Origin of the sequence: Pseudomonas sp. LG1D9, from assembly GCF_002949995.1 — a bacterium.
In the GTDB taxonomy this organism is placed as follows: domain Bacteria; phylum Pseudomonadota; class Gammaproteobacteria; order Pseudomonadales; family Pseudomonadaceae; genus Aquipseudomonas; species Aquipseudomonas proteolytica.
Genome location: NZ_CP026881.1, coordinates 5,062,553 through 5,079,300, shown reverse-complemented (window position 1 = coordinate 5,079,300; position 16,748 = coordinate 5,062,553). Strand labels below are relative to the sequence as shown.

The 16,748-nt window shown below is 62.5% G+C and carries 15 protein-coding genes and 1 riboswitch; of the genes, 6 read left to right on the top strand and 9 right to left on the bottom strand.

Annotation, left to right across the window (positions count from 1 at the left end; genetic code table 11):
- Positions 1-79: 79 nt before the first annotated feature.
- Positions 80-2,017: a 5-dehydro-2-deoxygluconokinase gene (iolC, locus tag C5F71_RS23540; protein ID WP_104912081.1), complete on the bottom strand. Its 1,938-nt coding sequence runs from the start codon at positions 2,015-2,017 to the stop codon at positions 80-82.
- 241 nt (positions 2,018-2,258) lie between these two features.
- On the opposite strand from iolC, the gene C5F71_RS23535 reads away from it, so the two are divergent.
- A complete protein-coding gene (locus C5F71_RS23535) occupies positions 2,259-3,164 on the top strand; it encodes a MurR/RpiR family transcriptional regulator (protein WP_029293072.1) in 906 nt (301 codons plus the stop codon).
- A 144-nt stretch (positions 3,165-3,308) separates the two neighbouring features.
- On the opposite strand, the gene C5F71_RS23530 is transcribed toward C5F71_RS23535, so the two are convergent.
- Complete coding sequence (locus C5F71_RS23530) at positions 3,309-4,196, bottom strand: hypothetical protein (protein ID WP_104912080.1); 888 nt, start codon at positions 4,194-4,196, stop codon at positions 3,309-3,311.
- 395 nt (positions 4,197-4,591) lie between these two features.
- On the opposite strand from C5F71_RS23530, the gene C5F71_RS23520 reads away from it, so the two are divergent.
- Both C5F71_RS23520 and C5F71_RS23515 read left to right on the top strand, forming a co-directional pair.
- Positions 4,592-5,275: a response regulator transcription factor gene (locus C5F71_RS23520; RefSeq protein ID WP_029293076.1), complete on the top strand. Its 684-nt coding sequence runs from the start codon at positions 4,592-4,594 to the stop codon at positions 5,273-5,275.
- A complete protein-coding gene (locus tag C5F71_RS23515) occupies positions 5,253-6,641 on the top strand; it encodes a HAMP domain-containing sensor histidine kinase (protein ID WP_104912078.1) in 1,389 nt (462 codons plus the stop codon). The genes C5F71_RS23520 and C5F71_RS23515 overlap by 23 nt, the downstream gene beginning before the upstream one ends.
- Positions 6,642-6,798: 157 nt before the next feature.
- Here the strand turns inward: C5F71_RS23515 and C5F71_RS23510 are convergent, their stop codons facing one another.
- The 3 genes from C5F71_RS23510 to C5F71_RS23500 form a co-directional block, all read right to left on the bottom strand.
- Complete coding sequence (locus tag C5F71_RS23510; protein WP_104912077.1) at positions 6,799-7,215, bottom strand: SRPBCC family protein; 417 nt, start codon at positions 7,213-7,215, stop codon at positions 6,799-6,801.
- A 70-nt stretch (positions 7,216-7,285) separates the two neighbouring features.
- Positions 7,286-7,741, bottom strand: a complete 456-nt coding sequence (locus C5F71_RS23505; RefSeq protein ID WP_104912076.1) for a DMT family transporter — start codon at positions 7,739-7,741, stop codon at positions 7,286-7,288.
- A gap of 4 nt (positions 7,742-7,745) precedes the next feature.
- Entirely contained in the window at positions 7,746-8,237 is a 492-nt protein-coding gene (locus C5F71_RS23500; RefSeq protein WP_104912075.1) for a DMT family transporter, read from the bottom strand.
- Between the two features lie 116 nt (positions 8,238-8,353).
- On the opposite strand from C5F71_RS23500, the gene C5F71_RS23495 reads away from it, so the two are divergent.
- Positions 8,354-9,286 (top strand): LysR family transcriptional regulator, encoded by a 933-nt coding sequence (locus C5F71_RS23495; RefSeq protein WP_029293089.1) that lies wholly within the window; start codon positions 8,354-8,356, stop codon positions 9,284-9,286.
- Position 9,287: 1 nt separating this feature from the next.
- Here C5F71_RS23495 and C5F71_RS23490 read toward each other — a convergent pair whose 3' ends face one another.
- Complete coding sequence (locus C5F71_RS23490; protein ID WP_029293091.1) at positions 9,288-10,607, bottom strand: Nramp family divalent metal transporter; 1,320 nt, start codon at positions 10,605-10,607, stop codon at positions 9,288-9,290.
- A 102-nt stretch (positions 10,608-10,709) separates the two neighbouring features.
- Complete coding sequence (locus tag C5F71_RS23485) at positions 10,710-12,284, bottom strand: DUF726 domain-containing protein (RefSeq protein ID WP_050492765.1); 1,575 nt, start codon at positions 12,282-12,284, stop codon at positions 10,710-10,712.
- 195 nt (positions 12,285-12,479) lie between these two features.
- Here C5F71_RS23485 and C5F71_RS23480 point away from each other — a divergent pair, with 195 nt between their 5' ends.
- Both C5F71_RS23480 and C5F71_RS23475 read left to right on the top strand, forming a co-directional pair.
- Positions 12,480-14,288, top strand: a complete 1,809-nt coding sequence (locus C5F71_RS23480; RefSeq protein ID WP_070995227.1) for a monovalent cation:proton antiporter-2 (CPA2) family protein — start codon at positions 12,480-12,482, stop codon at positions 14,286-14,288.
- A gap of 73 nt (positions 14,289-14,361) precedes the next feature.
- Entirely contained in the window at positions 14,362-14,946 is a 585-nt protein-coding gene (locus tag C5F71_RS23475; RefSeq protein WP_104912074.1) for a hypothetical protein, read from the top strand.
- 134 nt (positions 14,947-15,080) lie between these two features.
- On the opposite strand, the gene cobF is transcribed toward C5F71_RS23475, so the two are convergent.
- Both cobF and C5F71_RS23465 read right to left on the bottom strand, forming a co-directional pair.
- Entirely contained in the window at positions 15,081-15,839 is a 759-nt protein-coding gene (cobF, locus tag C5F71_RS23470; protein WP_029293099.1) for a precorrin-6A synthase (deacetylating), read from the bottom strand.
- A 47-nt stretch (positions 15,840-15,886) separates the two neighbouring features.
- Positions 15,887-16,438, bottom strand: a complete 552-nt coding sequence (locus C5F71_RS23465; protein WP_104912654.1) for a histidine phosphatase family protein — start codon at positions 16,436-16,438, stop codon at positions 15,887-15,889.
- 102 nt (positions 16,439-16,540) lie between these two features.
- Positions 16,541-16,746, top strand: a riboswitch (cobalamin riboswitch).
- The last annotated feature ends 2 nt before the right edge of the window (positions 16,747-16,748 follow it).

Here is a 16,748-nt window from a genome sequence, read left to right as displayed (position 1 = left end):
CTTTTATTGTTTTAACCTTGAGGCTGCTGAAATCTGCTTCTGTGGGAGCTGGCTTGCCTGCGCCTACAGTTGAGCGTGTTTAAGTTCTCGCGCTGCGCCAGGCCTGGATCAGTTGTTCGAAGGTCTGCTGCACCTGCTGGATCAGCGTTTCGTCGTCAATTTCACCCGCCATCCATGCCCTGCTCGGCTCCTGAAAGATCGTCCGGCCCACGGCAAACCCACGGCAGGTCCGGCTCTGGCTGGCCTGCTGGAAGCCCTCGGCCAAAGAATCTGCCGGGGCATTGAGGCCCAGCAATACCACGCCCCGGCAATAGGGATCGCGCTCCTCGATCAGCTCATCGAGCTTGCGCCACTGCTCGGCCGTCTGCGCCTCGATCTTCCACCACGCCGGGTAGATGCCCAGGTTGTACAAGCGCTTGAGGCTGCGGTAGAGCACATCCGGGTAGGTCGAGGGATGATCCTTGGGTGGCACCACTTCCAACAGCAGTTCATGGCCACTGGTTTGCGCCGCTTGATACAGGGCCTTGAGCTGCGCTTCCTGCTCCAGGCGAAGCAGCGGCTCGTCGTCGGGGTGAAACTGCACCAGGCACTTGATGATCTGCTCCTGGGGCCAGGCGATCAGGTTGCTGCCGATCGAACGGCCGTGCTCGAACGCCAGCGGCCGCGAGCCCTGGACCTCCACCGGGCGCGCGACCCACCAGCCACGGCCACTGGCGGCGTTCAGCGCATCCTGGCCAAAACGCTGGTCGGCCAAAATGCCCACATCGGCCTCGACGCCCTGCTCGCGCAGCTTGCCCTCCACGCGTTCGACCGCCTGGATAAACAGCTGCTTGATCGCAGTGATCCGCGCCGGGTCCTGGCCGCCTTTTTGCGCCAGCTCCAGCAGTTGCCAGCGATGATCGAAGGCGAACACAAACAGCTGCTTCCAGGCCTTGCGCTGCACACTGACCTGATGCAGGCGCTGCAACACCGGGTCCTGGTCCGGCCGGGTGATCGGCACAGGGCTGCTGAACAGGTACTCAAGCTCGGCCGGGGTCGGCATCGCCGGCGCGCAGGCATGGCGTGACACCACCAACCCACCGCAGGCATTGGCCAGTTGGCAGCAGCGCGCGTCATCGGCGTCGTTCAACCAGCCGCTGAGAAAGCCCGCCATAAACGCATCGCCGGCACCCAGCACGTTAAGCACTTCGACCCGCACACCGGGGTAGATCGCGCCGTCCTCCAGGCGCGCCGGGATGGGCCCATGGATCACCGTGCAGCCTTGCGGGCCGAGCTTGACCACCAGCGTGGCGGTCGTCAGTTGACGCACCGTGCGCAAGGCGCTGAGCAGGTCTTGGCTGGCGCCGGCAATCAGGAACTCTTCCTCGGTGCCGACAATCAGGTCAAAGCGCGGCAGGATGCCTTGCAGGTGCTGGCTGACGTTCTGGTCGGCAACAAAACGCGTCTCGCCGTCAGCCTTGCTCGCCAGGCCCCAGAGCACCGGGCGGTAGTCGATATCCAGCACGCGCTTGACGCCGTGCCGCTCGGCGTAGTCCAGGGCCTGGAGGCTGGCCTGGTACACGCCATCGGTAGAAAAATGGGTGCCGGTGATCAACAGCGCCTTGCTGCTGGCAATCAAGGGTTCGCGGATATCCGCGGCGCACAGGGCCATGTCGGCGCAGTTTTCGCGGTAGAACACCAGGGGGAAGGTTTCGCGGTCCTTGAGGCCCAGCAGGACCATGGCCGTCAGGCGCTGCGGGTCGACGGTGATACCGCTGACATCGCAGCCCTCACGCACCAACGACTCCACCAGGAAGCGCCCCATATGATCGTCGCCGACCCGGCTCAACATCGCCGACTTGAGCCCCAACCGTGCAGTGCCGAAAGCGATGTTGGCGGAAGAACCACCCAGGTATTTGGCGAAACTGGTGACATCTTCCAGCCGCGCCCCGACTTGCTGCGCATACAGATCGACGCCCAGGCGCCCAAGACAAATCAGATCCAATTGACGCCCACTGGCAAAACGAGTCTGGCCCATGCTGGCTCCTGTTATTTTTATCAGCCCACGCCGGCCATCGTGATGGCGACGCTCTTGGTGGATGCAGACTAGGACGTCCCACGCCATCAATCAATATTTATTCCATAAATATTTTATGTGGAATATATATTCCATTAAGATATTTTTTGCCGCCTTCCCTGTAGACTTGCGCCCATCGACCTATTGTCAGGGGCAAGGTGCCGCTCACCTGCCCTGTAAGAACAAGCCAAAAGGATTGCCCATGTCCCGCACCGATCAGCAGGCTCCCACCGAGACGCTCGCCAGCCCTCCGATCAATGCCGAGCGTCTGTTGCAGCTGATCACCGATGAATACGAAAGCCTGCCCCGCCAGCTCAAGCGCATCGCCAGCTACATGAGCCAGCAGAGCGATCGGATCATGGTCGATCGCATCAGCGATATCGCCCGGGAATGCGAAGTCCACCCATCGGCCATCGTGCGCTTTTCCCAGCGCTTTGGTTTCAGCGGTTTCAGTGAAATGCAGGCGCTGTTTCGCGAGGCGTATACCCACAAGACCACGCCGGTGCAGAACTACCAGCAGCGCATTCGCAGCATGATCGCCAACAAGTCGCAGAAAGCCAGCGCCGGCGATCTGGCCCGTGAATGCGTGAATGCCACGCTGTCTGGCATCGAGCGCCTGGGCCTGGAGTTGGACGACGCCGCCTTCGAGAAAGCCGTGGACCTGGTGGTCAACGCCGACAATATCTACGTGGTCGGGGTGCGCCGGTCTTTTGCAGTGGCCGACTACCTGGTCTACAACCTGCAGCACACCAACAAGCGCATCCACCTGGTCTCGGGGCTGGGCGGCAGCTACCGCGAACAGATGCGCAGCGTGCGTGCCAATGACCTGGTGATCGCCATCAGCTTTACCCCCTACGGCAAGGAAACCCAGCACTGCCTGCGCATCGCCCAGCATCACCAGGCCAAGACGCTGATCATCACCGACAGCAACCTGTCACCGCTGGCCAAGCGTGCCAACACGGTGTTGCTGGTCAATGAAGGGTCGTCGTTTGCGTTCCGCTCGCTGAGTGCCACGCTGTGCCTGTGCCAGGCGCTGTTTATTGCCGTGGCGTACCGGCTGGAGCTGAAGGTCGATGAGATTCACGAGCAGGTGGGGTTTGACGATTAAAAAAAAGGCCGCCCCTGCGATGCAGGAGCGGCCTTGATCAAGCACCTCAGTGGATCAGTGCATAAAGATCGCGATCAGGATAATGACCGGGATTGGCACACCGAGGAACCACAGCAGTAATGAGCGCATGACGTTCTCCTTTAATTAACGAATGGTTTCCAGGTACACCACGGCATCCCGGCGGCGACCGCCGAAGGTTGCGGCGAAGCTGGCAAAGAAGGCACCGAGCAACAGCGCGACGAAGGTCCACAACGAGGTCACGGCGGCGATCTTGCTGGCGGTATCGGCGGCCTGTTTGGCCTTCAACTTGGCATCTTCCAGGGCTTTGCGGGCATCACCGTAGACCTGGTCGACACGCCGTTCAGCATCGGCCTGGCTGAGGTTGGTGCGCTGGCTAATCAACTGCGCCAGGTAGGCACGGTCTTGCGGGGCCAGTTGGCCATCGTTGCCCAGAGTGCGGGCGAAGATCCGCGCCACCACGCCATGCACTGCGTCATCACTGGCCCCTGCCGGGCGATCATCGCGGAACAGGCTGTCGACGTAATAGCCGAAGTCATCGCCATTGGCCGCGTTGCCGGCCGCCTGGGTCAAGCCGCTGGCGGCACCCGAAGCCACGCTGGCACCTGCCTGTACACCACCACCGACAATACTGCTGACCGAGCCGACCACCAGGGTTGCGGTCACCAGCGTGGCCACGGCCCAGGCGAGAAAGCCGTGGGCGGTGTCGCGAAAGTACACCTCATCGCCATGCATATTGGCCCACTTGACCCGCAGCCGGCCGGCGATATAACCGCCCAGCCCCGCCGCGACAATCTGGGTGAAGGCCAGCCAGACTATCGTGGAAATGCCCAGGCCCTTGGCGCTGATGCCGCTGTCGGCCCACGGCGACACCGCCGAAAAGCCCAGGCCGAAGCCCAGCAACACCAGGACCAGGGACAATGCAGCGGCAGCTGCGGCCCCGGCAAAGATCGCCCCCCAGGAAACCCCGGAGAGCGTGCTCGACTCTTGCAAAGTGGATGAGGATGTCATCATTGTTGTTGTGCTCCAGGCATGAAAAATGGTGTTACATCTGTCAAAAGGGACAGTGCAGGCGCCGTGCCAGTAGCCACAAAAATAAAAACCTTTTAATTTCAATGAGATAAGTAAGTTGAACTTCCTAGGATCATGCAACTTGCAAGAACGCCGCGTAAGTGGCGGGCGTTATGCATTCCCAAGCCATCCGCCAACCCCTGTGGGAGCGGGCTTGCTCGCGAAAGCGGTGTATCAGCACCGGGTGCATGTACTGATACACCGCTTTCGCGAGCAAGCCCGCTCCCACCTGTTGACCGAGGTAGCCTTAAGAACTGCCTACATGAATTTTCTTTTAGAAACCTCGCGATCATTTCTTGGCAAAATGCCCCCCATTCCCGTGTGACCAGGTAACCCTTATGACGCGCATTTTGACCATCGAAGACGACGCCGTGACGGCCCGCGAGATCGTCGCCGAGTTGAGCAGTCATGGACTGGACGTGGATTGGGTCGACAACGGCCGCGAGGGCCTGTCACGGGCGGTGAGTGGCGATTACGACCTGATCACCCTCGACCGCATGCTCCCGGAGCTCGATGGCCTGGCCATCGTCACCACCTTGCGCACCCTCGGGGTGGCGACGCCGATCCTGATGATCAGCGCCCTCTCCGACGTGGATGAGCGGGTGCGCGGGCTGCGCGCCGGGGGCGATGACTACCTGACCAAACCCTTTGCCTCCGACGAGATGGCGGCCCGGGTCGAGGTGCTGCTGCGGCGCAACAATGCGCTCAAGACCGCGCAAACCGCATTGCGCGTGGCCGACCTGGAACTGAACCTGATCAGCCGCGAAGCCAGTCGCGCCGACCAGCCACTGAGCCTGCTGCCCACCGAGTACAAATTGCTGGAATTCCTGATGCGCAACACCGGGCAGATCCTCTCGCGGATGATGATTTTCGAGGAAGTCTGGGGCTATCACTTCGACCCGGGCACCAACCTGATCGACGTGCACATTGGCCGCCTGCGCAAGAAAATCGACCCGCCGGGCCTGACGCCGCTGATCCGCACGGTACGAGGTTCGGGCTATGTCATTGCTGAACCCGTCTAACGGCTGGCGCTCCTCCAGCAGCCGCCTGCTGGCCCTGTACAGCTCGCTGTTCGTGGCCTGGAGTTGCATCCTCATGGGGGTGCTCTATTACGAAGTCTCGGGTTACCTGGGCGACCTCTCGCGCCACTCGCTGATGCAACGCCAACACCTGTTCCAGCGCTTCGAGGGCGCGCAACTGGATGAAGCCCTGGCCACCAGCATGACCTTCGATATGAAGGGCATTGACGCCTATGGCCTGTTCGATGGGCAACAACGGCCCCTTAGCGGCCCGATCCAGCAGATCCCGGCAGACTTGCCCCTCGACGGGCACATCCATGCCCTGGCCAACTGCACCGAATCGGACGACCCGAAACTGCCCCGGGGCAGTTGCGATGCGGTGGCGACCCACACCCAGGATGGCCGCTGGCTGGTGCTGGTACGCGATAACGGCTCGTTGCTGGGCGTGACCCGGATCATTCTGCAGGCCCTGCTCTGGGCAATCTCGCTGACCATCATCCCCGGCGTCGCCGGCTGGCACCTGCTACGCCGGCGCCCCTTGCGGCGGATTCGCGGGATCCAGGCCAGCGCCGAAGCCATCGTCGCCGGCGACCTGACCCATCGCCTGCCGCTGTCCAACCGCCGCGACGAACTGGACATGCTGGCGGCCATCGTCAACGCCATGCTTGAGCGCATCGAAAAGCTGATGAACGAGGTCAAGGGCGTATGCGACAACATTGCCCACGACCTGCGCACCCCACTGACCCGCTTGCGTGCGCAGTTGTATCGGATCAAGCAGCAGACCGCCGACGGCTCGCCCCAGGCTTTGCAGCTCGATGAGGTGATCAGCGAGACCGACACGTTGATGGCGCGCTTTCGCGGTTTGCTGCGCATCTCCGAATTGGAAGACCGTCAACGCCGCTCCGGCTTCCAGGTGTTCGATCCTTTGCCCTTGCTTCAGGAACTCCATGACTTCTACCTGCCGTTGGCGGAAGAAGGTCAGCTGGAACTGCTGTTGCAAGCCCCCGAAGCATTGCCCTCGGTTACCGGCGACCGGGCGCTGCTGTTCGAGGCCCTGGCCAACCTGCTGAGCAATTCAATCAAGTTCACCCCGCCGGGCGGCGAGGTGCTGCTGCGCGGCATCAATGATGCCGGTAGCACATGCATCGAGGTGGTGGACACCGGCCCAGGGATTCCCGAAGCGGAACGGGTGGCCGTGTTCCAGCGTTTCTACCGGGTTGGTGACGGTCAGCAACAGGGCAGCTTTGGCCTGGGCCTGTCGATTGTGGCGGCGATCGTCAACCTGCATGGCTTTGGGCTGGAAGTCGGCAGCAGCGAGCGCGGCGGCGCGCGATTGACCCTGCACTGCCGCGCACAAACCCCTCTGTAGAAGCCCTAGAGCCCCCCCCTGTGGTGAGGGGGCTAGTCCCCCGTTGGGCTGCGCAGCAGCCCCAATAAGACCGCCGAGGTGTGTCTGTTCATTCGAGGGCGCCGGTTTTGGGGCTGCTGCGCAGCCCAACGGGGGACGAGCCCCCTCGCCACGGCAATCAGGCCGGGAAGTTTTTGCGCAGCGCCTCAACGCCGCCGGTGTAAACGCCGCTGAACAGCTCTTCAACCTCTGCATCGGTCACACCGGCAATCGGGGTGAACACACCCGACCAGGTGACTTTGGCCGAGTGCTCGCCCAGCGCTTCAACCTGCAATGTCGCCAGATACGCACTGACCGGGAACGGCGACTCACTGATGGTGTAGCTATAGGTGCGCGCCGCGTTATCAAAGGTCTGCAAATGCTCGACCACCACAGCGCCATCCACGGTCTTCAAGTGACGCACACGCCCGCCTTCGCCCGGCTCGCTCTTGGCAATCAGCGGCAACCAATCGGGCAACGAGTTGAACCCGCCCACCAGTTGCCAGACTTGATCGGCCGAGACCGGGATTTCAATGACAGCAGCTGCTTTGGCCACGATAAAACTCCACGATAGGGGGAAAAGTCAGGCAGCTTACGCTGCCTGTCGACGCTAGCGCCATTCGCCGTTAATCAACCTGGCGCGTACTGCTGCGATACATGAATACCAAGGCCAACGCCAGACACGCCATTGCCAGCACCCGGCTGGCAGACAGTTCGATGGCCGTGTTGCCCATCCAGCCGAAGTTGTCGATCAGCATGCCCATGGCCAATTGGCCGACGATGACCGCCACCGTCGCCACCGCCGTGCCCACGATGGGTACCGCGCCGACCATCACCATCATGTACACCACGCCGAACAACGCCCCGGTCAATTGCCACTTGGGCACCTCGAGCAGGCTCACCGCCTGGGCCGGTTCGAAGAACAGAATCAACAGGCCGGTCACCAGCGTGCCCACCGAGAACGTCACCAGGCTGCTGCGCAGCACGCCGACGGTTTGCCCCAGGCGCCCATTGATCGCCGCTTGCACACTCAACACCGCGCCTGCGGCAACCACCAGCACCAACAATAGAATCAGATTCATCGCCTTAACCCCGTGCAATCAAAACAAGCGCCACCACAATCAACAGCAGCGCAATCCAGCGTTCGCCATTGACCCGCTTGCGGGCAGTGCCAAACCAGCCGAAGTGGTCGATCAGCACGCTCTTGCCGACCTGGCCGGAGAGGATCGCAATCATGGTCATGGCAATCCCGATATGGGGCGTGGCCAGGGTCAGCACCACCACATACATCGGCCCCAGAAAGCCACCGATCAGTTGCCAGCGCGGCAGTTCATTGAGGGCCGGGCCTTTTTGCGGGCCGCTCAACAGCAGGAGCAGCAGCAGGATTGCCGTGCCCACCCCGAAGATGCTCAAGGTCGCCCATAGGTGCCCCACCTGGGCGCCCAACGGGCCCAACAGGCCAGCTTCCACCGACAGGCCCATGCCCGCCAGGATCACCAGCGGCAACAGCAGCAGGCCCAGCCGGTGCTTGGGGCGGGCCGGCGTCTGGGCCGCGGCCTCGAGAGAAGAAGTTTGCATACACCACCTACACGTCAGAGAAGAACAATGGCGCGCATTATCCGGTGGCCCTGCTGTGCGATAAATGGGAGCATGCAGACAACACCTTTGCGCAGCACGCACAGAACGGAGTGACCATGCAGGGCTTCAATGAGTTGAGTTTCAAGGCGCTACGCCTGTTTGTGGCGGTGCTGGACCACGGCAGCTTCTCCGAAGTCGCACGCCGCGAAGGCCTGGCGCCCTCCTCCATTTCCCGGCAGATCCAGTTGATGGAACAGGCCCTGAGCCAGCAATTGCTCTATCGGCATACCCGTGCGGTCAGCCCCACGGAAGCCGGGCGCTTGCTCGGGCATCATGCGCGCCTGATGCTGCAACAGCTGGAAGAGGCCGGGCAGGCCCTGCAAGAACAGGAAAGCGAACCCAGCGGCCTGGTGCGGATCAATGCGCCCATGGTCTTCGGCCAACGGCACCTGTCGCCCTGGCTGGCCGAGTTGTGCCAGCGATACCCCAAGCTGCAACTGGATATCCAGCAGACCGACACCTACGTCGACCCCTTGCAGGAAGGCGCCGACCTGTTGTTCCGAATCGGCGTGCTCAACGACTCCGGGATGCAGGCGCGCATTTTTGCGCCCCAGCGCTACCGCATCGCCGCCAGCCCCGAGTACCTGGCGCGCTGCGGCACGCCGCGCCATCCCGATGAGCTGATCAATCACCAATGCCTGGCGTACAAGGGCGTGAACGGCCAGCAGCGTTGGTACTTTCGCCGCGAACAGGGCGACTGGACGCCCTACACGGTCAAGGGCCCGATCACCGGCAACCACGCCGACACCCTGGCACGCGCTGCCGAACAAGGCCTGGGGTTCGTGGTGTTTCCCTCCTGGCTGATCGGCGACAGCCTGCGCGCCGGGCGCTTGCAGGCGGTACTGACCGACTACGAAGTGGCAACCACCCTGGAGCCGCAGCAGATTGCCGCCCTGTGGCCCGGCAGCCGGCGGTTGTCGGTGAAGGTCCGCACGGTCATCGACTTTTTTGTCGAGCGCTTCGGCAGCGTGCCCTACTGGGACCGCTGAATCAGAACAGCCACTGGCCGATCAACCAGGCGTTGGCGCCACTGATCACGCTGAACAGGCTCCAGGCCAGGATCCGGGTGGGCAGGCGATTGACGAACGGCCCCATCAATTGCCGGTCGCCGGTCATGCGGATCAGCGGGTACAAGGCAAAGGGCAACTGCAGGCTGAGGACCACCTGGCTGAGGACCAGCAACTTGCCGATGGCATCGTCGCCCATCAACCACACCCCGAGGAACGCCGGGATCAGCGCCAGGCCACGGGTGATCAGGCGGCGTTGCCAGCAGGGAATCCGCAGGTTGAGGTAGCCCTCCATGATCACCTGGCCGGCGATGGTGCCCGTGAAGGTCGAGCTTTGCCCGGACGCCAGCAAGGCAATGCCGAACAGGATACTGGCAAAGGCACCGCCCACCAGCGGGTCCAGCAGGTGGTAGGCGTCCTGGATTTCTACCACCTCGGTATGGCCGGTCTGGTGGAACGCCGCAGCCGCCAGCACCAGGATCGCCGAGTTGACCAGCAGGGCCAGGGCCAGGGAGCCGATGGTATCGATGCGCGCCAGCTTGACCGCGTCCTGGCGGCTGGCCAGGTCCTTGCCGAACAGGCGGGTTTGCACGATGGACGTGTGCAGGTACAGGTTATGGGGCATCACCGTGGCCCCGAGGATACCGATGGCCAGGTACAGCGGCGCGGCGTCACTGATCGCCGAGAGGGACGGCGTGAAACCGCGCATGACGTCCGGCCAATAAGGCTTGATCAACACCAGTTCGACGAAGAAACACACGCCGATGGTCGCCACCAGCGCCAGCATGATCGCCTCCAGGCGCCGGAAGCCACGGTTTTGCAGGGCCAGGATCAGCAGCGTGTCAAAGGCCGTGATGACAATGCCGGTCGTCAGCGAAACCCCCAGCAGCAGGTGAAACGCCAGGGCGCAGCCAAGGACCTCGGCCAGGTCGGTGGCGATGATCGAGATTTCCGCCAGCACCCATTGCGTGCGCGCTGAACGCTGGCTGTAGCGTTCGCGGCACAATTGCGCCAGGTCCTTGCCAGTGGCGATGCCCAGCCGCGAACACAGGCACTGCACCGCCATCCCCGCCAGGCTCGCGAGCAAAACCACGAACAGCAGGTTGTAGCCGTAGCGCGAGCCGGCCTCGATGGCCGTGGCCCAGTTGCCGGGGTCCATGTAGCCGATGGAGATCAGCAGGCCAGGGCCGGCAAACTGCAGCACCCGTTTGAAAAACGACGCGCGCGGATCAACGGGGATGGTGCCCGCCACTTCCGGGGGGCAGAACGGGGCAGTGGCAATTTTCGGCAGGCTGAATTTCACGTTGGGTACCAGACAAATATATGGGTATCGGTGTTACCGGTGGCGAGGGGGCTTGTCCCCCGCTGGGCTGCGCAGCAGCCCCAAAACCGGCTATCCCGGTATCTAGGTGAGGCTTACTGGGGCTGCTGCGCAGCCCAACGGGGGACAAGCCCCCTCGCCACGGAGATCAAGCGCCTCGACTACCTGCGCTACCAGATCCATTTCCTGATTCAGCGCCTCACGTTCCATACGCTGGCGAATCACCCCTAGCACCAACACCGCCAGGGTAGTGATGGAATACGCCGGCCCGGAAAACGCCCGCACCCCGCTCACCAGCAGCATAGCCGCCGCCAGCGCCTGCCCCACCACCGGAATCGCCGTGGCCGCACCTCGGCGCAGGATAAACCCGGTCAGCCCGGCCAGCGCCGTACCGCTCAAGGCGGTGGTGGCCGAACGGCCGACATCGAATCGGTTGAAAAAACCCTGCTCCTTTTGCGCCGCCGCCCGGAGTTCGGCCTCGAACACCGCGCGGTCGGCCAGGCTGAGTTTGTCTTTGTACTGCTCGATCAGAGTCTCGGCGACCCGCTCTTCCAGGCTCACCAGGGCCACACTGTCGAGGGGCTGGTCAAACTTGAGCCCAACGCGCAGGGCCACGTCCTGGGCCAATTGGCGATAACTCACCCCATGCCCACGGGCCAGGTTCATAAAGCTGTCACCGCCCATGCGCTGCAACTCGATGGCCAGTTGCAATGGGTCGCGCACCTGGGCATCGATGGTCGCGCTGCGCTTGGCGGCCATCAGCTCGGCGAGAAACTGCAGCTCTGGCGCCCGTGCCTGACGCAGCACCGGCAACAGGTCCACGTCTTCCTCGGCAAAACGCACCTCGGCACTGCGCTGGTCCGCACGGATCATGCCGCGGCGTTCGTGCAGCAAGTCGGTGTACTGCACCACGGTCTTCAACTGCGGCCAGTAGGCAGCGTGGTCGAAGGTGACCAGATGCACATTGGTCACTTTGCCCTTGAGGGATGGCGTCAGGGGGATGGCGTAACGGCCAATGCAGCGCTCGGCATCCGGTTTGAGCGCCAGGGCCCAGTCCTTGCTGGAATGGCAGTTGATCACCCGCCCCTTGAGCGGCGCCGACACCTGTTCCCAGGGGCTCGACGTGCAAATCGCGCCGCCCATCAACAACAGGTGATTGAGCGGCAACTCCCGGGCCAGTTCCGGGTTGGCCAGCAGGCTCTTGACCAGCAGGCGAGCGCCCAGGGAATGGCCGATCAGGTTGATCTGGCGCACGTCGATCGACTCGGCGTGCAGGTAGTTGGCCAGTTCCTCCAACAACGTCCTGGCCACTTCGTCCACCCGCGCCTCGACACTTTTGTAGTGATCGAGAAAATAGCCCACCGCCTTGCCCAGGCCCACGGTGGCCGCACCCAGGGTGCCGCCGCCGAGCATCGAGGTGATGATGTCCTTGAAGGGCGCGAACAGGTTTTCCAGGAAATGCCCGGCGGGCCAGAACAGCATCAGGTTGGTCGAGCCCTCGATCCCCGCCAGTTGCGCCTGGAAACTGGCCAACTGTTGCTGGTTGAAAAACGCAGAATAGCCATGGACATAGAGATTGAGCACCTGCCCCTGGGGCTCGCCGCACAGCACGAACGAGGGCTTGCGGGTGCGGTGCATTTCATCCCACTGGTGTTGCATGAGGCGCTGGCTCCTGGTGACGACGGAGGGCGATAGTAGCAAGAACCCGTCCTGCATGGATGGCGATAGACAGCAATCTACTGATGACAGAGCCACTCGCGTGGCCAAGGTTTTAGTAAAAATTCAGATTCAAAAACGCCAAACCGCGTTCTAATAGCGCCCTGTCGATTCGCCTCAAAGATCCTGGAGTAAGCGATGCCCCATGAAGGCAACCTGTTACAAGCGGCCGTGGTGTTCCTGTTGGCCGCGGTGCTCACCGTGCCCCTGGCCAAGCACCTGAAACTGGGGGCGGTGCTGGGCTATCTGTTCGCCGGTGTGATTATCGGCCCCTCGGTACTGGGCCTGGTGGGCAACCCGCAAAGCGTCGCGCAGTTCTCCGAACTGGGGGTGGTGTTATTGCTGTTCATCATCGGCCTGGAACTGTCGCCCAAACGCCTGTGGGTGATGCGCAAGGCGGTGTTTGGCGTGGGTCTGGCGCAAGTGTTGTTGACTGCCATGGTGATGGGCGCAGTGGCGCTCTGGGCGTTTGGCCAGTCATGGAACAGCGCGATTGTGCTGGGCCTGGGGCTGGCGCTGTCCTCCACGGCCTTCGGCCTGCAAAGCCTGGCCGAACGCAAGGAGCTGAACAGCCCCCACGGGCGCCTGGCCTTTGCGATCCTGCTGTTCCAGGACATCGCGGCGATCCCGCTGATCGCTATGGTGCCGCTGCTGGCCGGCAGTGACCACACCACCACCGCCGCCCAGGACCTGAACCACGGTTTGCAGGTATTGGGCAGCATCGCCGTGGTGATCATCGGCGGTCGCTATTTGCTGCGCCCGGTGTTTCGCATCGTCGCCAAGACCGGTCTGCGCGAAGTGTCCACCGCCACCGCGCTGCTGGTGGTGATCGGCACCGCCTGGCTGATGGAGTTGGTGGGCGTGTCCATGGCCCTCGGCGCATTCCTCGCCGGCCTGCTGCTGGCCGACTCGGAATACCGCCACGAGCTGGAGTCGCAAATCGAGCCGTTCAAAGGCCTGTTGCTGGGGCTGTTCTTTATCAGCGTGGGCATGGGCGCCAATATCGGCCTGTTGTTCAGCACGCCCTTTGTGGTGCTGGGGCTGACCCTGCTGCTGATCGCCATCAAGTTGCCGCTGCTGTACGCGGTCGGGCAGATGGTCGGCGAACTCAACCGCGAGAGCGCAGTGCGCCTGGGTGTGGTGCTGGCGGCCGGTGGTGAGTTTGCCTTCGTGGTGTTCAAGATCGGTCGCGACCAGGGCCTGTTCGCTCCGCATCTGTACGACGTGTTAGTGCTGACGATCACCCTGTCGATGGCCCTCACCCCGCTGCTGTTGCTGCTGTGCCCCAAGCTGTTTCGACCCAAGACCAAACCGGTGGAAGTGCCAGAAGAGTACCGCGCCATCGAGAGCGACGCGCCACGGGTGGTGATCGCGGGCATGGGCCGTATGGGGCAGATCGTGGCGCGGATCCTGCGGGCGCAGAACATTTCGTTTATCGCCCTCGACACCTCAGTGGAAACCATCGAGCTGACCCGCAGTTTCGGCGGCATGCCGGTGTTTTACGGTGATCCCCAGCGCCCGGAAATCCTGCATGCAGCGAAGGTCGACCAGGCCGAGTACTTTGTGATCGCGATGGATGATCCGGAAATCAACATCAAGACCGCCGAACTGGTGCGCAACCTCTACCCGCACATGAAAATCATCGCCCGTGCCCGCAACCGTCAGCACGTGCATCGCCTGGTGGACCTGGATGCGTCACCGGTGCGCGAAACCTTCTATTCCAGCCTGGAAATGAGCCGCCGCACCCTGGTCGGCCTGGGACTGAGCGAGACCCAGGCCGATGCGCGGATCAACCGCTTCAAGCACCACGACCTGCAACTGCTGACCGCCCAGCACGCGGTGTATGACGATGCGGCCAAGGTGATGCAGTCGGCCCAGGAGTCCCGTGCGGAGTTGGCCCGTTTGTTTGAAATGGACCGCCTTGAGGAAGAGTCCGGGAAGGTCTGAGGATGGATCAGAACGAAGTTGCGAATTTTCTGACAGAATATGACGCAATTTCGTTCATCCATTGGAAGACCTCATGCTCAGCCTCAGCAAAACCGCAGCCCGCCTGGCCCTGGCGCTGACCGTCAGCCTGGGCGCCAGCCCACTGTTCGCGGCCGCCAAGCCGGCCCCGGTGCCGCCGGATGAATTCCAGATCGTCTCGACCCTGGACGGCAAGTTCACCTTCACCCTGCCCAAGGGCTACGTCGCCGAGGCCTTGCCCGCCGGCGTACAAGCCCAAGGCACTGCGGGCGCCAACAGCACGATGTATATCAACAAGGCGTCAAAAAGCGTGGTGGTGGTGGCCCAGACCCTGCGCAACGATGGCATCGACCTGAAGGACGACGAACCGCTGTTTCTCGATAGCGCGGTTAAAGGTTTCCTCAAGGAGATAGGCACCAGCCTGCCGGACTACAAGAAACTGGCGCAGAAGAAACTCCTGGTCAAGGGCGTGGGCCTGCGCCAGGTTGATGGCACCGCCAGCATGGGCGGCGGCAAGACCTTGAACTCGATGTTTCTAGCGGGTTCTGGCAACCGGTTGCTGGTGATCCAGGCCATCTCCCGGGCTGAAGATGTGAAGGGGCATGAGTTGCTGGTCAGGCAGATTACCAGCGGCAAGTGACATCCTCCTAAGCACCACAAATCCAATGTGGGAGCGGGCTTGCCCGCGATTGCGGTGGGTCAGTTAGTTAGATGTCTACTGACACACCGCTATCGCAGGCAAGCCCGCTCCCACAGGTTTGACTGCATTCCTCCCTACGGCTTGCGCAGCAGGTAGGTATCCATGATCCAGCCATTGGCCTGGCGCGCCGCCTTGCGCACGCGCTCGATTTCGTCGGCCACTTCGGCCACCTTGCCGCTGATCAGGATTTCATCCGGGGTGCCCAGGTACGCGCCCCAGTAGATGTCCATCTGCTGATCCGCGACGCTCCGGTAGGAGTCCTCGGCGTCCAGCATCACCACCAGCGTATCGGCATCACCGACCTGCCCCGCCGCAAGCCGGCGCCCGGTGGTGATCTCGATGGAACGGCCGATGCGGTTCAGCGGCACCTTATGCTGGGCCGCCAGGGCCTGGACGCTGGTGATCCCGGGGATGACCTCGAACTCAAACGTACAGCTGCCACTGGCCAGAATCGCCTGCAGGATGCGGATGGTGCTGTCGTACAACGCCGGGTCGCCCCAGGCCAGGAAGGCCCCCACTTCGCCGTCGGCCATTTGTTCGTTGATCATCCGCTCGAAGGTCTGTTGCTTGTCGCGGTTCAGATCCTGCACAGCCGTGGTGTAGTCGATCTCGCCACGCACACGCTCGGGGCAGTCGGCTTCGACAAAGCGGTAGGCATGCCCGGCGTCGATGTAGGTCTGGCAGATCTCCCGGCGCAGGTCGATCAGTTTGTCCTTGCTCTGGCCCTTGTCCATCAGGAAAAACACGTCGGTACGGTTAAGCGCCTTCACCGCCTGCATCGTGATGTAGTCGGGGTTGCCGGCGCCAATGCCGATGATCAGGATCTTTTTCATGAAGGTGTTCTCAGTGCGGGGCCGGGATTTTGCCATGTTCGCGCCACTCAGGTCTCGTGCGTTTCCAGGCGCAGACGCCAGACGTTGTTGAAACGCAGCTCGGTAGAAGACAGCGGCTCCACATCAATCAGGTAAAACATAGCGATGGGTGCCTGCATGACATGAAGCAAAGCGGCACGAACCACCGCCGGATGCGTCACCGCCAGCACATGGCCGGGCTGCTCTGCGACGCGTTGCAGCCACTGGCTGACGCGCTCGCACAACTGCGTCACTGACTCACCACGGTGAGGCGCGCTGGCGCTGTCAGTGAGCCAGGTCGCCAGTTCGTCACGGTCGATGTCATTGATAGCCCGACCGCGCCAATGGCCCACGTCCATATCGCGCAACCCGTCATCAATCGTGGCGTGCTGACCGAACAGCGTCGCCGTTTGCCGGGCCCTGGTCTCAGGCCCGCATAACAGGCGTGGCGCTTTTTTGAAACGTGCGGCCAGCCTCAAGGGCGACGGCGGCGTTTCCAGGGCTTCATCAAGGGCGAAATGCCCAAGCTTTTGCGCGCGGGTCGCACCATGGCAAATCAGCGTCAATCGGGTGCTCTGCATGGACGTGCGGCTCTGGTGATCAAGCGAAGCAAACATATTACAACGATCCAGACCCACCGGTTCGACCACTGGATAAGTTGACCAACGGTCGCGGGAATGTTCAGATGCCGGCCTGTTTCAGGTGCCTCATGCCGCCGTGCATGGGGTGAAACGGGAAACCGGTACGCTCGATCGAGCAAGTCCGGTGCTGCCCCCGCAACGGTATACGCGTGACCCCTTCGACACACCACTGTGGCCAGAACGCCATGGGAAGGTGAAGGGTTCGATACGCGTGAGCCCGGAGACCGGCCTGGAATTTCTGTTTGGCAAA

What these genes read in the sequence shown, in the direction of transcription:
- C5F71_RS23515 (WP_104912078.1), top strand. Translation starts at nt 5,253, where the DNA reads ATGTCATTGCTGAACCCGTCTAACGGCTGGCGCTCCTCCAGCAGCCGC.
- cobF (WP_029293099.1), bottom strand. Translation starts at nt 15,839, where the DNA reads ATGAAAAAGATCCTGATCATCGGCATTGGCGCCGGCAACCCCGACTAC.
- C5F71_RS23500 (WP_104912075.1), bottom strand. Translation starts at nt 8,237, where the DNA reads ATGCAAACTTCTTCTCTCGAGGCCGCGGCCCAGACGCCGGCCCGCCCC.
- C5F71_RS23505 (WP_104912076.1), bottom strand. Translation starts at nt 7,741, where the DNA reads ATGAATCTGATTCTATTGTTGGTGCTGGTGGTTGCCGCAGGCGCGGTG.
- C5F71_RS23535 (WP_029293072.1), top strand. Translation starts at nt 2,259, where the DNA reads ATGTCCCGCACCGATCAGCAGGCTCCCACCGAGACGCTCGCCAGCCCT.
- C5F71_RS23530 (WP_104912080.1), bottom strand. Translation starts at nt 4,196, where the DNA reads ATGATGACATCCTCATCCACTTTGCAAGAGTCGAGCACGCTCTCCGGG.
- C5F71_RS23485 (WP_050492765.1), bottom strand. Translation starts at nt 12,284, where the DNA reads ATGCAACACCAGTGGGATGAAATGCACCGCACCCGCAAGCCCTCGTTC.
- C5F71_RS23495 (WP_029293089.1), top strand. Translation starts at nt 8,354, where the DNA reads ATGCAGGGCTTCAATGAGTTGAGTTTCAAGGCGCTACGCCTGTTTGTG.
- C5F71_RS23480 (WP_070995227.1), top strand. Translation starts at nt 12,480, where the DNA reads ATGCCCCATGAAGGCAACCTGTTACAAGCGGCCGTGGTGTTCCTGTTG.
- C5F71_RS23520 (WP_029293076.1), top strand. Translation starts at nt 4,592, where the DNA reads ATGACGCGCATTTTGACCATCGAAGACGACGCCGTGACGGCCCGCGAG.
- iolC (WP_104912081.1), bottom strand. Translation starts at nt 2,017, where the DNA reads ATGGGCCAGACTCGTTTTGCCAGTGGGCGTCAATTGGATCTGATTTGT.
- C5F71_RS23475 (WP_104912074.1), top strand. Translation starts at nt 14,362, where the DNA reads ATGCTCAGCCTCAGCAAAACCGCAGCCCGCCTGGCCCTGGCGCTGACC.
- C5F71_RS23465 (WP_104912654.1), bottom strand. Translation starts at nt 16,438, where the DNA reads ATGCAGAGCACCCGATTGACGCTGATTTGCCATGGTGCGACCCGCGCG.